This window comes from Rhizobium sp. CB3090 (assembly GCF_029714285.1).
Taxonomy (GTDB): domain Bacteria; phylum Pseudomonadota; class Alphaproteobacteria; order Rhizobiales; family Rhizobiaceae; genus Rhizobium.
Map to the genome: position 1 here is coordinate 1692657 of NZ_CP121663.1, position 13156 is coordinate 1705812.

The window sequence follows — 13156 nt, forward strand, 5'->3', positions numbered from 1 at the left end:
CAGAGATCGCAAAATGGATAAACTTAGGATAGGTAACAATGCAGTTGGAGGCACACCTGATGCCCCCAAGTTTTGAAATCTAAACCGCCGACTTCAATGATGTTGGTTCCATGGCGCCAATGATAAACCTTTCGGTTAGCGCTGGTCGGCGTTGTTGTTCTACGCTCTTATCTCCTGCCTCTGGAACACAACATAGGCGATCGTATACACAAGCAGCATGGCAGCAATCAGCCCACAAAATTGCGGCCAGATCAGCAGAACGCTTTGATTGAAGGGCAGCGGTGCTCCAAGTAGCGCCCCCTGGAGCTGACTGACGAAAATCAAACCGAGCGCCCGGGTCGCCGGATTGAGAAGGGCAAGTGTCGCTTCGCCGAACAGCGTGTTCGGAGACAACCGTGCGATCGCATGTGCGATTTCCGCCTGATGGACCGCCGTCGCCGGATCGAGGGGATCGACGGGTGCTATTGCGCCGGCCAGAAGCGGGCCGATCATGCTCCAGAAGATCGTGAATATAAGCCAGAGCGTCAAGCCAGCCAGTGCCGAGGTTGCAGGCGCCCGGAAGAGCGTCGAAAATAGCATCGAAATCGCTAGCCAGACGCCGGCGTAGGCCAGGGATGCGATCAGAAAGCCAAGACCGCGCATGATTTCCTCACCCGATGGCGGTAGGCCGAGCATGAGAATTCCCATGCCGGTTACGAGCAGCCAGAGCGTAACGAGGCAGATCCCTATGACCAAAAGACTGCCGATAAATTTGCCGGCAAGCAGGGCATCACGATAGATCGGCTGCGACAGAATGCGGCTCATCGTGCGGCGATTATATTCGCCGTTGATCGCGTCAAAGCCGAGTGCGATCGCCACCAGTGGCAGGAGGAACCCCAAGAAGGCGACGAAGGACGGCAGCGGATCGCGAGCTGTCGTGAAGATGCGAAGGAATAGGAACTGATCCTCGCTGATTGTGTTCTTGATCTCGCCAATCGCCGCATAGATCGAGCCGAAAGCGGTGAGAAGTACCAGCAGCATCACGAGATGCATACGCGGGCTCATCATGTGATCGGCGGCCTCCTTCATGGCGACCGTTGAGAGACCAATAAATGGGGAACCTTCACGCCGCATGATCCACCTGTTCAAAATAGTGCACATAGACTTCATCGAGGCTCGAGCGATCCATCGAGAGCCGCTTGAGGCGACCGCCGGCCGCAACGACCCGGCTGGCGATTTCAGCGCGAATATCGACCTCCGCGTCGACGCGGGTCACATGTGATGCTATGGCCGTCACGCGCGTAATTCGCGGTATATCCGCGACGATCTTGCCGGTGTCGCACCCCTCGGCCTCAAACTCGATAATGTAGGAACCGCCAAGAACCTGGCTGGCGAGATCCGCAACGCGGCCGACCAGCCCGACCTTGCCACGATGGAAGAGGGCAACCCGAGAACAGATCGCCTGGACCATTGATAGAAGATGCGAAGACAGCACGACCGTCATGCCTTCGGCGGCGAGCTGAACGATGAGGTCGAGCAATTCCTGGGTCGATTGCGGATCGAGACCGGAGGTGGGTTCATCGAGAATGGCCAGCTCGCTTCCCTTGGCCAGGAGATCTGCGATGCCGAGCCGCTGGCGCATGCCGCGGGAAAAAGTCGACACGCGGCGATCGGCAACTTCGGTGAGGCGCACCCGCGCCAAAGCGGCCGCAATACGCTTCTCTGCGCCGGCAACGCCAGCAAGGCGCATCGTGTAGCGCAAATTCTCCCACGCAGTCATGTTGTCGTAGAATCCGACCGAATCAGGTAAATAACCAACCCTGCGCTTGACTTCCAACGGCTCGCGGAAGGGATTGTGACCCAGCACGTTCACGCTGCCACCATCGGGTTCAGTCAGGCCGAGCATAAGCAGGATCGTCGTCGTCTTGCCGGAACCGTTCGGCCCGAGCAGGCCGAAGATTTCGCCCTTGTTGACCACCAGGTCGAGACCTTCGACCGCAACAGAGCGGCCGTAGTGTTTGGTGAGGCCCTTTACCTCGATGACGGGCCTACTCATCTGCGTCCATACCTTGTCACGGCCATGGCGAGCACAATGACGGCGGCGCCGATGACGCCGAGGCCCGCTGCACCCCAGATCGTTGACGTCGTCACTGTGACGCGGAAGTCCGCATTGTCGGATGCGCCGTCGCCATCCGCCCGTACACTGACCATGTAATCGCCAGCGATCGCATTGTTCGACGGCGTCATGCGCACGGCAACTGTTTGCTGAGCGCCAGGTGCGACTGCTTCGAGCACCTTGGGGTCGAGCTCAACATTCCAGCCGGTGGGAGCATTTGCCGAGAGCTTGACATCGGTCGCCGGCGCCGTACCGGAGTTATTGATGGTAAAGTTGAACATCTGTTCCCTGCCGGCCACGGCCCTGCCGGAAAGGCGGCCGCCCGGCCCTGACAGCGATATTGACGGTGAGCCCGTGACATCGAGCACCAGCTGCGTTTTGCCTTGCGCCTTCGGGCTGGACGCTTCGACCATGACCGGATACTGCCCGGCGGCGGCATTCTGAGGCGGTTTGACCGATACTTTCACGGTTTTGGTTTCGCCAGGCTTGAAAGGAAGACTGGTAAGCTCCTGGCTGCCATATTGCTCTTTGAAGGTGGCAGCAAAGCCCGGCGGCGCGTCGGACACAAGGTTGAGGGTCTCATTGTCCTGACTGTCGTTCTTGATAGCGACATCGAAATCGAAATTCGATCGAGGCGTTCCTCTCAACGCCGGCAAGCTCGGTGTCAACGTCACTTTGTCGGGCTCAGCGGCCGCCAAGGTCATCGAAATGGGCAACTGCAGCGCCTCCTTCGTGTCGGAGGTGCCTTGAACGGTGAAGTTGTAGGTTCCCGGCTTGGTGTTTTCAGGCGCTGTAATCTTCAGGGTCAGCCTTTGGCTGTCATCGGCACCCACTATTGCCGCACTAACCGGCCTGCCGCCTCCATCCAGCTCCCATTTCCAGGTGTCAGGCAGGCCGTTGACGGAGAAAGCAACGCGTGCCGGAGGCAGGTTGGAATTGGAGAGCGTCAAGGACAGGTTGGTGTCCTGACCGATGCGTTCGGTCAGAACCGGGAAATCCGTCGTCAGCCACAGGCCGGTTGGCTTAGCCGGTGCGGTCTGCGCCAAGCCGTCGGAGGCATACGAAACCATCCCGCCGGCAAGCACCAGGGCCGGCAGGAAATGACGAAAGCGACTCATCGCATCACTCCCAGATCAATAATGGACGCTTTTCTCAGCAGCCATCGGTGCGCTGAGAACGACAAAACGATCCGGCGCAATTATGACGAGAATCGGGCAAAGACATTAAATCTTCTTAATATGGCGAGTTGTCGTTTCGTCCGACAGGGGCGCTTTGAACGATGCCGACCGGAACTCGATTCGTCCTCAGCGTCAAACAAATAGCAGGTAGATAGCGCCTAAAACAAATGCTTAAGTTAAAATTGAGATGGCAAATGGTATTCCAGTCAACCCGCTTTTCCAAGCGGCTTCGCGTCGCTCTCCCCTTGCGACAGATCGCCTCTTCTAACACGTTCTTTGTATCATATCATGATATTTTGATCTGAATTGATATCCCGTGATTTTGAATGGGTGATGAACATCACAGTCCCCTTGGATGGCCTGCATCATGTTGCGCAGATCCGCTTTCGGCGCTTCAATCAAACCTCGTATTTTATATCACAGCATGACATATAGCCTTAGCAGCTCTCCACCTCATTTGGGCAAATGATGTCATCGCGCTTCCGTAGACCGAAATTATTCCGCCGTTCCCGCGTCCTATGGGGTTCTTTCAATCTCTGGCGGCCGCGCCTGGTATTCTGGACGGGGGCTCTGGCGATCGGCGTGATCAGCGTCGGATTCGCCAAGCTTGCCGATCTGGCCCAGCGCACCTTTGCCGGCGTGACCCAATCGGGCGAGTGGACGTGGCTGCTGCCGCTCGTGCTTACACCGCTCGGATTCGTGCTTTCAGCTTATCTCGCAGCAACCCTGTTTCCCAATTCGCAAGGGAGCGGCATTCCGCAGGCCATCGCGGCTCGACACCTGCATCACGATGAGGACCGCACGAAATTGCTGTCGCTGCGGTTAGCCTTTGGCAAGATCGTCCTGACCATTTTGGGGCTTCTCACCGGTGCCTCCATCGGCCGCGAAGGACCGACGGTGCAGGTCGGCGCCTCCTTTATGCTGGCAGTTGCCCGCTTCGGCGGCATGGCGCAGGCAAAAGGGCTGATCCTTGCCGGATCGGCGGCTGGCATCGCCGCCGCCTTCAATACACCGCTTGCCGGAATCGTCTTTGCCATCGAGGAGATGAGCCGCACCTATGAAGCCCGTGCCAATGGCCTCGTCCTGATGGCCGTCATCCTATCCGGTCTTGCCGCACTCGGCCTTTCCGGTAGCTACAACTATTTCGGCACTGCCGATGTCGCGCCGACCATACTTCGGGATTGGGTTGTCATGCTGACCTGCGGCATTGGCGGCGGGGCGCTCGGCGCCACCTTCAGCGGACTGGCTCTCTATGCCGGCATCCGCATCCGCCGCTGGGCGCATCCGCAGCCGCTGAGGCGCATGTTGATCCTTGCCGGCCTCTGCGGCCTCGCCGTTGCCGTCATCGGCGTGGTGTCTGACGGTCAGACATTTGGCACCGGCTATCAGCAGGCTCGCGGCGCGGTGGAAGGGCATGCCCTGCCACTGCTCTTCTTCGCCGAGAAGCTGCTAGCAGGCTTCCTGTCGATGATCTCTGGCATTCCCGGAGGCATTTTCGCCCCGTCGCTTGCTATCGGCGCCGGCTTCGGCAGCACGGTCGGCATGCTGGTCGGCGGGAGCGTGGCGCTTGCTGCAATCCTCGGTATGGCGGGCTATTTCGCCGGCGTGGTGCAAGCACCGATGACCGCCTTCGTCATCATTCTGGAAATGACCGGCGATCATCAGGCTGTCATCCCGATCATGGCTGTGTCGATGATCGGTTATGTGACCTCGAGGCTGCTCTCGCGCGAGCCGCTTTATCACGGCCTGTCGCGGGTGTTCATTGCAGCGGCGATCCGTGCCCGACGTAATGTCGAAAAAGGCCTCCATCAAACGTGAGGACCACGCTTAATCCCTTGGCTGCCGTACTGTCAGAAATGGCGATCACTGCAAGCCGAGCTTTCGGTCGTGGCAGATTGTTTTCGCGAAACATCACGATGGCCTAACGAGATCGAAATAGCTACACTCGGCGAATTGCCCGTCGACAGATGCGGCGGGCAAAAAGAATGAGCGTACAAAACCTATTTACACTTTCCTATCCGCTCCAGCGCAGCCGAAACCCCGGAGAGAGAATAGGTATAACTGGTTGCCGTTCCTCGCTTCGAGGTGGCATGTAGCTCCAATTTGTCGCCCGACTTCAGCGCCTGGATCATGGACGGTTGGTCAGCTTCGTTCTGAACCCAGCCATGCCGATCCTTGGTGAACATTGCAAAGGTTTTACCCCCAATCATCGCCGTCATTGGCGCGCCTTGCCTGAGATCGTAGCCCGCCATCGCCTCCGGGACGTAGTCCTGCCCCGATGGATGCGCCACGATGAAGAAATTGTCGCCATGATCCACACTAGAGGGCATCTGAGCGATCGGCGTCGACAAGATGTAGCAACTCATACCGCTGTCGGACTTATACGAAAATGCGCCCCATGCACCGAATTGATCGATCCGGACAGGTGCCGCGGCGTGAGCCGCGGTGATTGTGGACACAGTGAGCATTAGAGAGGCTGCAAGAATTTTGACAGTCATCGTTTCCTATCATTTCGTCTGTCAAGGAAGCCCGCCGCGAACGTGCGCGCAGAAATCTCTTCATGCTGTCAAGCCTGCCGCTATTGAATGGCTCGCCGAGGGCAATTTCCTTCAAGATTGATTTGGACCGAACTCGCCGGTGCAAGCCGGAGCCTTTCATAACCTAGATTTTATATCATGTCATGATATATTGTCCGGTCATGATCAGCTTGCGATCGTACAGGCTTTCAGATTGATGGCCGAAGAAGTCTGCCGCGCGCGCTCGGGAAACGATGAACTTTCGGAAGCCAGACTTCACTGATGCGGCAAGTTCCAACAGGGCCGTTGAGGAGGGACGTAAAGGGAGGTCGTGGCCGTGAATCTCAGTTCGTATCAGCTCATTCTTTCCAGGCGTCGGAGCTTTTTAAGAGATTCGACAAGCAGCCGCTCATTCGCCAACATCCCCTCTAAGTGGATCCTGGCAAGGCGTTCAAGCAATTCTTCTCCGTCAGATGTAAGAGTGATCAATACGCTGCGCTTGTCCTGGTCCGAAGGCGCACGCAAGACCAATCCCGCCGCAACTAGTCTGTCGATGAGTTGAACGGCGCCGTGGTGCTGAACGAGCATCTGCTCGGCGAGCTCACGCACCATGATCTGGCTTCCGGGCGCGGTTTTGATCACCAATAACGTCTGGTATTGCTGGGAGGTCACGCCAGCCTCCGAAACTGCCGCCTCGCTGAATGAGAGAAAGCGCCGCATGGCAAGCCTCATGCCAGCAAGGCCTTCGTAAACGGCGGAATCGAGCAAACCGCCGGTCAAGGATACATTCGATGTGAGACGTCTGAGGCGTTTTCCGGAGCGCATTGCGCAATTCCCTTTATTTATATCATGCAATGATATATTTTTGACATGTCGACAATGGGAGAAGGTTCGCGGGCCTGCGACACCCCGGTGCTCAGGCGAGATCCGCTGTTGCGCTTGGTTATCCTCATTCGCTGCGCTCGCGAACCATATTTCCACATCTTATATTCCAAATCTTAGCGACAGAAAGGATCATCAGTTGGACGATCTCAATGTCAATATCGATGGATCAATCGTGTTAGATCGCGATGTCCGCTTCTTCGGATCGATCGCGGGAACGCTGACTGTGCCCTCCGGACGAAAATTCGAATTGCACGGAAACATAGGTCGCGATCTCGTCGTCGAGAAGGGTGCGACCGCAATCATCCGTGGAACAGTGCATGGCACAATTATCAACAAGGGCGGTGACGTGTTGCTGAGCGGCAATGCAGCGCAACTAGATGACCTTAATCTTGCCGAGCCAACACAAAAGACAATTCATTTTTAGCTTTGCAGCCCTTTCGATTGCGTACCAGGCAGGAAGCGGCGGCGGGTGTTGAATCCTGGAATTTTTTGATCGCTGCGGCACCTTCGGAGTGGGTCGTGATGCTGCTCAAGGTCGCCGAAAATGATGGTCGATCTGCTTATGTCTATGACCCGGGCGGTCCGGTGGACCGTAACGCTCGCGCAGATAAGACGCTGCCAATCTCGTGAGCAGTTTCACGCAGGAATTATGTCGATCGGCTCGGGGCAGAGCTCCTTGAGGCACCTTGCAATCTAATCTGTCAAAAGCGTGATGTTGCTATGAATTTATTGCGGAACGCATTCGCGATATTTTCGGTCCTGGTGGTCTCGTCGTACGCGTTGGTTTTGCGGCCAGTGCTTGCGGCAGATCGTCTGTCAGACTGCACGGAAGTCGTGGAGAAAATTCTGATGAAAACATCAGGTCGGCTTTTGTCATTCCGTCCCGGCAAGCAAAAATGCACCGTTGTCATTCTCATTCGGAAAGAAGGCGAGCGTCCGGAGAAAGTTGTCCTGCAAATCGATCGCGGGCAGACGGCCGAGGATGCACGATAGCGGCTCGACCAGGCGCCGGCTGATGGAGAAGTGAGATGATGCACAACGTAAGAAGGCGGGCGCTTGGACGCAGGTTGGCGTATTCTGCGCAGCCCATTCCGTCGACGCCGATTTACTTCTCCGTGGAACCACGAAGGCGCCGTAACGTTGGCAATAGGAAGGAGGAAACGGTCATGAAAAGACTTCGCAAGGAAGTGTGCCTTCCATTCATGGCATCGAATGAACTCCCGCAAGATTCCGTAGATCAATATTACTTGCCGACATTATTCCCTTACGCTTCTGCCGATGGTGACGACATGATTGTTGCTTATCAACGTGGTGTTGCGCTCGGCACAAGCGGCCGACAAACCGAAAACCCATATGCCGAGGGAACTGCCGAAGCCAAGGCTTTTGAGCAGGGGTACGTTGACGGACAAAAGATATTCAGAAGGCTTGCGGCGGGCAATATAACGTCGAAACCTTAGAGCGGTTCAGCTTTTCACGGAATCTTAGAACCGCTCTATCTTTTTGTTTTTTCGCAATTCCGGACGGAAAACCGCTGCACACTTTTCCTGGAATTGCTCTAGGCTCAGCATCCCGGAATCCGCAACGCCCATGCCTCCTCCCAGTGAAAAGGAAGCGGTGCTGTCCGAGCATCTGATCGCCATGTTGGAGACACTCCACAAGTCCCTGCGCGGCCTGCGCGACCGGCCTTTTGCTGGGGTTCGCCGGCGGCTTGCCCCGTTCGGAGATCGTCGTCGGGCGCTCGAAACATCCGACAACAACATCACGGTTGATCAATGCATGTCGCGCAAAAGTGTGCGGCGGTTTTGCGAAAACGACATGCGCAAACAAGGAGCGTGGGAGCGAATCTGAAAGATCTCGACGAGCTTTAGTGCAGGGAAGCGCTGGCAGCGGCGCGCTCATCCTTGTCATGCAGAGCGAAGCGATCGACCATGTCGGCGCTCGCCGCGTTGAAGCCGAGCACCCTCACATCGGCGCCTGCCCGACGGAACTTGATGACCACCTTATCGAGCGCGCCGACTGCGGTGATGTCCCATAGATGCGCCTTGCTGACATCGATGACAACCTTCCTGACCGTGCCCTGGAATTGAAAGGCCTCGATAAAGCTCTCGGCCGAAGCGAAGAAGATCTGCCCCTCGACGCGGTAGGTTGCTTCTGCGGTCTGAGAATCCTCCTGCCGGGTGACGTGGTATCGAGTGCATCCACCTCGACGTCAGCCGTAACCCGTCCATTCTCGATTTGCAGCTGGAATTCGCCCTCCATCGGGCGCCGATGCTTGCGGAAACATTTGGAAAGTGTGGTGGCGGAACATGGAGACAGCCGAGCCCCCGAATTACCCGTGGGCAGCGTCGTCGCGTTGCACGGCTCGGTGATCGATGTCAGATTTCTGGCAGGTGGCCTCCCGACCATGATGCACAGATGATCGCGAGGATCGCCCCCGCTGCGATGATCTTCGTCCCCAGCATTGGCGGTATCAGCCACAATCCGAAGGAAAGTACACCCGATGCGGACTTGATTGCGGGAGCCAACATGCTCCTGGATGTTGTCCGGCAGCTCGCAGCCAAGGCACACTGACCGCTTTGTCGCTTACATCTCTCTGCTCGTCAGCATCGCGCTGACCAATCGGGCCGTGCGTGGTGCCAAAGTCAATCCTATGTGCCCATGCCCGAAGGCAAGAATGACGTCCCTGCCTCCTTTCGATGGTCTGATAACCGGCACGGAATTGGGCATCGAAGGGCGAAACCCGAGCCAGGTGCGACTTGGCGCGCCGAGTTCGGGGAAGAAGCGGCGGGCATTCCGCGCCAGAGATTGTAAGAGTTGCGGGTTCTCAGGAGCTGCAAGGCCGCCTAGTTCCACCAGACCGGCAACGCGCAGCCGGCCTCGCATCGGACAGAAATAAAAGCCATGTGCGGTCGGGCAAACCGGCCGCTCGATCGGTGGTTCCGGCATGTCGTATTCGACATGGTAGCCGCGCTCGGTATCGAGTTGCACGGGATCCCCGATCTCCGCAGCCAGTTTGCGTGAATGGGCGCCAGCGGCGATGACCACGGTATGGGCATGCACTTCATATGGCGACGCCACGATACGTACGCCATTTTGCTTGCGGGCCATGCCGGTAACGGAGGCTTGGACGAATTCTGCGCCGGCCTGTTTCACCGCCACAGACAAAAGGCGCATCACTTCGCCCGGGTCGCTGAGGTTGATGGCTTTCGGAAAGAAGAGGCCGCCGCCTTCGAACCCTGGAAGCCGCGGCTCAAGCCCAAGCACGTCGCTGGCCGAGAGAAGCTCTTGCGAGACGCCATAGCTGCGACGCAGTTCTATATCCGCGCAAGCTGCCTGGAACGCCTTGCGCGTATGATAAAGGTAAAGACACCCCTTCGCGGACAGGAAGTTCGATGCGCCTATCTCGGAGGCGAACTCGCCCCAGGCGGACGAGGCATCTGAAACGAGTTCGGCGATCTGGCCGGCATTTTCCCTGTAGCGATGCGGCAGAGATTCGTACGCAAACCGCGCAAGCCAAGGAAACAGGGCTGGCAACGCGGACGTGCGGATCGCCAGGGGACTGTCCGGATTAAGCAGCAGCGACAGGAAGTTTCGAAGAATCGACGGCGTCCCGACCGGTATGACCGCGTAGTTCGCCACCGTCCCGGCGTTCCCGTAGGAGGCGCCGGAGCCTGGTTCGTTCGGCTCTATGATCATGACTTCGCGTCCATCGGCGCGAAGCCGAAGTGCAATCGCCAAGCCGATAACGCCACCGCCGACGACGGCGATATCTGTCGAAATCCTGTTCATCTCGTCCACATGTTCTTAAGACAAAAGCGATCGGCAGCGCAGGCAAGAGGGCGCTGATTAAGATCAAGGAAGCGTGTGCAATGCAGTCGCTTGCCATCTTCAAAAAGGCGGATATGGCGGCGCTGACCGGACGCGCCGCTCAGGCCGGTCTCGCGTACCTCGCAACATAGGCTGCCGTTCGAGGCTCGCGAGGATTGTCCAGCACCTCCGCAGCCGGTCCCTGTTCAATGATCCGGCCGCCATCGATGAAGACGACCCAATCCGATACTTCCCGGGCGAATGGCAGCTCGTGGGTGACGATGATCATCGTCATCCCGTCCCTTGCGAGTTCACGCATCACACGCAACACCTCGCCCGTTGATTCCGGATCGAGCGCGGATGTCGGCTCATCGAACAGAAGTACGGTCGGCGCAAGGGCAAGAGCACGCGCAATGGCGACACGCTGTTGTTCGCCGCCTGACATGCGCTCCGGATAGGCCGTCGCCCGGTGTATGAGACCGACCCGCGTCAGCAACCGCACGGCACGTTCGACCGCCTCGCGCTCGCCGACAGCCGCAGCATGCATTTGGGCCAGAATGACATTCTCAACCGCCGTTAGATGCGGGAACAGGTTGAAACGCTGGAACACCATGCCGACGCGTTGGCGCAGCTTCGCAAGATCTTTGCAAGTCACCGCACCCTTCGCGAAAATGGCTTCACCGTTTATTTCGATTGAGCCATCTTCGGGCTGTTCAAGCAGGTTCACGCACCGCATGAGGGTGGTCTTGCCGCCCCCACTTTGACCGATGATGCTGACGATGCGACCGGGCGGCACGTCCAGGTCGATGCCATCCAGCACCAGTCTTCCGTCGAAAGATTTCCGAAGACCCCGGATCTTGATTGCTGCGGCACTGTCGGACGGCGTCGCAATGCCAGTAGTTTCGACTGTTGCATGTGCCATTCGCCTATCCCCCATTTTGAATCAAAGCCCTCGCCAGCCGAAGCCTTCGCCGGCGGCCAAGCGATAAAGGTATGCTTGCGTGAATAGTGCGCTCAAGCCAGAGCAGGCATTGCGAAACGGGGTAGCAGACCGCGAAATAGATGGCGGCGATAACCAGATAGACTTCGAGTGCCCGAAATGTCTCAGAGGCGATCAATTGCGCCCTCGTCATCAGTTCCGCCGCCGAGATGGTCACCAGCAACGATGTCGACTTGAGCAGATCCACAAACATCGTATTGGTGCCCGGCAGCGCGAGGCGAAGTGCCTGAGGCAGGATCACATGCCCGAAAGTGGTCGCGCGACCAAGGCCCAGCGCATGCGCCGCCTCGTTCTGGCCAGGATGGATGCCCGCAATAGCTGCGCGAAAGATTTCCGACAGATAGGCCGCGTAGAACAGCATTAGGCTAAGTACGCCAGCGACGAATACGTCGAATTTTATGCCGACCGAAGGCAAGCCGAAATAGATGACGAAGATGATGGCAAGCAAGGGGACATTCTTGAAGATTTCCGTGTAGATGGTGGCAGGCAGGCGCACCGCGCGCAAACGGTTAAGCCGCATCAGAGCGAGCAGGAGTCCCAAGCCTGCTGCTCCAATGAAGCTCGCTATCGCATAGGCAAGGGTCCGCAAGAGACCCTCGCCAAGATTGCCTGCATATTCGCTCCAGGGAACTTGAAACATTTCGGCAAAAGGTAGCGAGGAGCTCATGTGGACCTCCTGCGCTTATTCGGTGCTCGATGGAGGCGACCAGGTCTCGGGACGGTCGACCCCACGGCGCTCGGCTGCCATTTCCGGTGAAGGAACCAGGAATTGCTTTGGATCGCCTCCCCATTTGGTCACAAGTGCGGCAAGCGAGCCGTCCTTGTACATGGCATCGATCCCATCGGAGATCGCCTTGGCGAGCTTCGGGGCCTGTTTGGGCAGATAGAACCCGGTCATATACGGCTTGAAATATTTATAGTCCGGATGGGCTTCGACCTGCTCCGCGCTCGGAGCACTTAGGTAGGCGACCTGGAACTTCATGTCGGGCCGCTGCTGCTGCTGATAGATGATCAGCAGCGGATCGAGGAAGCCGACATCAAGCCTTCCCGAAGACAGGTCTTCAAAGACGCTATCGGCCGTCGGGAAAGTGCGCGCGGTCGCCTTCGGAACTTCGGCGATCGACTTGGCCCAGACATATCCAGTGACCGTGCCGAGTGTCTTGCCTTCGAGACTTTTCACGTCGGGATAGGCAGCAGAGCCATGTACGGCCATGGCTGGCGGCGAATAGTAAGGAGGATCGGTAAACAATCCCACCTTCTGACGCGCGTCGGACCAGGCAATGCCTCCGATCGTAATGTCTGCACGCTGCGACTGCACGGAGGCCAGCATGCCCGGGAAATCGGTCACCATGGTCTCGATCTTGAGACCAAGCTTCTTGGCGACCGCATCGAGGATGTCGCTGTCGAGGCCGACAAGTTTTTCGTCCTTCAGCGCCGTGTACGGCATGTAGGGTTCGATCGCGACCTTGAGCACGCCTGGTTTCAGCGTTTCCAAGTCTTCAGCCTGCGCCATCTGGGAACTGGCCAGTATTCCGATTGCAAAGCCCAGGATTGCCACGAGGCCGTGTTTGAATGGGGAATGCGAGAAAATGCCATTGCCGTTCATTGCTCACCCTCCAATATATTTGTAATATATTACAGCGTATATTACATAAATGCATTGTCAAGTGATTCC

The 13156-nt window shown here is 57.5% G+C and carries 13 protein-coding genes and 2 pseudogenes; 5 read left to right on the top strand and 10 right to left on the bottom strand.

Features of this window, described 5'->3' with window-relative positions; all coding sequences use genetic code 11:
• Positions 1-159: 159 nt before the first annotated feature.
• The 3 genes from QA646_RS26505 to QA646_RS26515 are packed head-to-tail and all read right to left on the bottom strand — an operon-like array spanning position 160 to position 3213.
• The gene (locus QA646_RS26505; RefSeq protein WP_283059706.1) at positions 160-1113 is read right to left on the bottom strand and encodes an ABC transporter permease; all 954 of its coding nucleotides are present in this window, start codon (positions 1111-1113) and stop codon (positions 160-162) included.
• On the bottom strand, positions 1103-2035 hold the full coding sequence (locus tag QA646_RS26510) for an ABC transporter ATP-binding protein (RefSeq protein ID WP_283059707.1): 933 nt from the start codon (positions 2033-2035) through the stop codon (positions 1103-1105). The genes QA646_RS26505 and QA646_RS26510 overlap by 11 nt, the downstream gene beginning before the upstream one ends.
• Positions 2032-3213: an NEW3 domain-containing protein gene (locus QA646_RS26515; RefSeq protein WP_283059708.1), complete on the bottom strand. Its 1182-nt coding sequence runs from the start codon at positions 3211-3213 to the stop codon at positions 2032-2034. The genes QA646_RS26510 and QA646_RS26515 overlap by 4 nt, the downstream gene beginning before the upstream one ends.
• A 528-nt stretch (positions 3214-3741) precedes the next feature.
• On the opposite strand from QA646_RS26515, the gene QA646_RS26520 reads away from it, so the two are divergent.
• Positions 3742-5091 carry a chloride channel protein gene (locus QA646_RS26520; RefSeq protein WP_283059709.1) on the top strand — a complete coding sequence of 450 codons (1350 nt, stop codon included), beginning with the start codon at positions 3742-3744 and terminating at the stop codon, positions 5089-5091.
• A gap of 182 nt (positions 5092-5273) precedes the next feature.
• Here QA646_RS26520 and QA646_RS26525 read toward each other — a convergent pair whose 3' ends face one another.
• Together QA646_RS26525 and QA646_RS26530 are read right to left on the bottom strand one after the other, a co-directional pair.
• Positions 5274-5771, bottom strand: a complete 498-nt coding sequence (locus QA646_RS26525; protein WP_283059710.1) for an invasion associated locus B family protein — start codon at positions 5769-5771, stop codon at positions 5274-5276.
• Between the two features lie 372 nt (positions 5772-6143).
• A complete protein-coding gene (locus QA646_RS26530) occupies positions 6144-6521 on the bottom strand; it encodes a MarR family transcriptional regulator (RefSeq protein WP_283060567.1) in 378 nt (125 codons plus the stop codon).
• A gap of 289 nt (positions 6522-6810) precedes the next feature.
• On the opposite strand from QA646_RS26530, the gene QA646_RS26535 reads away from it, so the two are divergent.
• The 3 genes and pseudogenes from QA646_RS26535 to QA646_RS26545 form a co-directional block, all read left to right on the top strand.
• Entirely contained in the window at positions 6811-7098 is a 288-nt protein-coding gene (locus tag QA646_RS26535; protein ID WP_283059711.1) for a hypothetical protein, read from the top strand.
• Between the two features lie 742 nt (positions 7099-7840).
• On the top strand, positions 7841-8131 hold the full coding sequence (locus tag QA646_RS26540; protein ID WP_283059712.1) for a hypothetical protein: 291 nt from the start codon (positions 7841-7843) through the stop codon (positions 8129-8131).
• A gap of 136 nt (positions 8132-8267) precedes the next feature.
• Positions 8268-8403: pseudogene (locus tag QA646_RS26545) on the top strand (integrase); the annotation flags it as partial.
• 135 nt (positions 8404-8538) lie between these two features.
• Here the strand turns inward: QA646_RS26545 and QA646_RS26550 are convergent.
• Positions 8539-8820: pseudogene (locus QA646_RS26550) on the bottom strand (sodium-independent anion transporter); the annotation flags it as partial.
• A 122-nt stretch (positions 8821-8942) separates the two neighbouring features.
• Between QA646_RS26550 and QA646_RS26555 the strand changes: the two are divergent.
• Positions 8943-9245, top strand: a complete 303-nt coding sequence (locus tag QA646_RS26555) for a M20/M25/M40 family metallo-hydrolase (RefSeq protein WP_283059713.1) — start codon at positions 8943-8945, stop codon at positions 9243-9245.
• 12 nt (positions 9246-9257) lie between these two features.
• Here the strand turns inward: QA646_RS26555 and QA646_RS26560 are convergent, their stop codons facing one another.
• The 4 genes from QA646_RS26560 to QA646_RS26575 form a co-directional block, all read right to left on the bottom strand.
• Entirely contained in the window at positions 9258-10463 is a 1206-nt protein-coding gene (locus QA646_RS26560; protein ID WP_283059714.1) for an FAD-dependent oxidoreductase, read from the bottom strand.
• A gap of 139 nt (positions 10464-10602) precedes the next feature.
• A complete protein-coding gene (locus QA646_RS26565; protein WP_283059715.1) occupies positions 10603-11403 on the bottom strand; it encodes an amino acid ABC transporter ATP-binding protein in 801 nt (266 codons plus the stop codon).
• Positions 11404-11407: 4 nt separating this feature from the next.
• On the bottom strand, positions 11408-12148 hold the full coding sequence (locus QA646_RS26570; RefSeq protein ID WP_283059716.1) for an amino acid ABC transporter permease: 741 nt from the start codon (positions 12146-12148) through the stop codon (positions 11408-11410).
• A 15-nt stretch (positions 12149-12163) separates the two neighbouring features.
• Complete coding sequence (locus tag QA646_RS26575; protein ID WP_283059717.1) at positions 12164-13087, bottom strand: transporter substrate-binding domain-containing protein; 924 nt, start codon at positions 13085-13087, stop codon at positions 12164-12166.
• Positions 13088-13156 lie beyond the last annotated feature (69 nt).

Bases quoted from the DNA above. Each gene is read 5' to 3' on its own strand.
- QA646_RS26505 (WP_283059706.1), bottom strand. From the start codon at position 1,113: ATGCGGCGTGAAGGTTCCCCATTTATTGGTCTCTCAACGGTCGCCATG.
- QA646_RS26510 (WP_283059707.1), bottom strand. From the start codon at position 2,035: ATGAGTAGGCCCGTCATCGAGGTAAAGGGCCTCACCAAACACTACGGC.
- QA646_RS26515 (WP_283059708.1), bottom strand. From the start codon at position 3,213: ATGAGTCGCTTTCGTCATTTCCTGCCGGCCCTGGTGCTTGCCGGCGGG.
- QA646_RS26520 (WP_283059709.1), top strand. From the start codon at position 3,742: ATGTCATCGCGCTTCCGTAGACCGAAATTATTCCGCCGTTCCCGCGTC.
- QA646_RS26525 (WP_283059710.1), bottom strand. From the start codon at position 5,771: ATGACTGTCAAAATTCTTGCAGCCTCTCTAATGCTCACTGTGTCCACA.
- QA646_RS26530 (WP_283060567.1), bottom strand. From the start codon at position 6,521: ATGAGGCTTGCCATGCGGCGCTTTCTCTCATTCAGCGAGGCGGCAGTT.
- QA646_RS26540 (WP_283059712.1), top strand. From the start codon at position 7,841: ATGAAAAGACTTCGCAAGGAAGTGTGCCTTCCATTCATGGCATCGAAT.
- QA646_RS26555 (WP_283059713.1), top strand. From the start codon at position 8,943: ATGCTTGCGGAAACATTTGGAAAGTGTGGTGGCGGAACATGGAGACAG.
- QA646_RS26560 (WP_283059714.1), bottom strand. From the start codon at position 10,463: ATGAACAGGATTTCGACAGATATCGCCGTCGTCGGCGGTGGCGTTATC.
- QA646_RS26565 (WP_283059715.1), bottom strand. From the start codon at position 11,403: ATGGCACATGCAACAGTCGAAACTACTGGCATTGCGACGCCGTCCGAC.
- QA646_RS26570 (WP_283059716.1), bottom strand. From the start codon at position 12,148: ATGAGCTCCTCGCTACCTTTTGCCGAAATGTTTCAAGTTCCCTGGAGC.
- QA646_RS26575 (WP_283059717.1), bottom strand. From the start codon at position 13,087: ATGAACGGCAATGGCATTTTCTCGCATTCCCCATTCAAACACGGCCTC.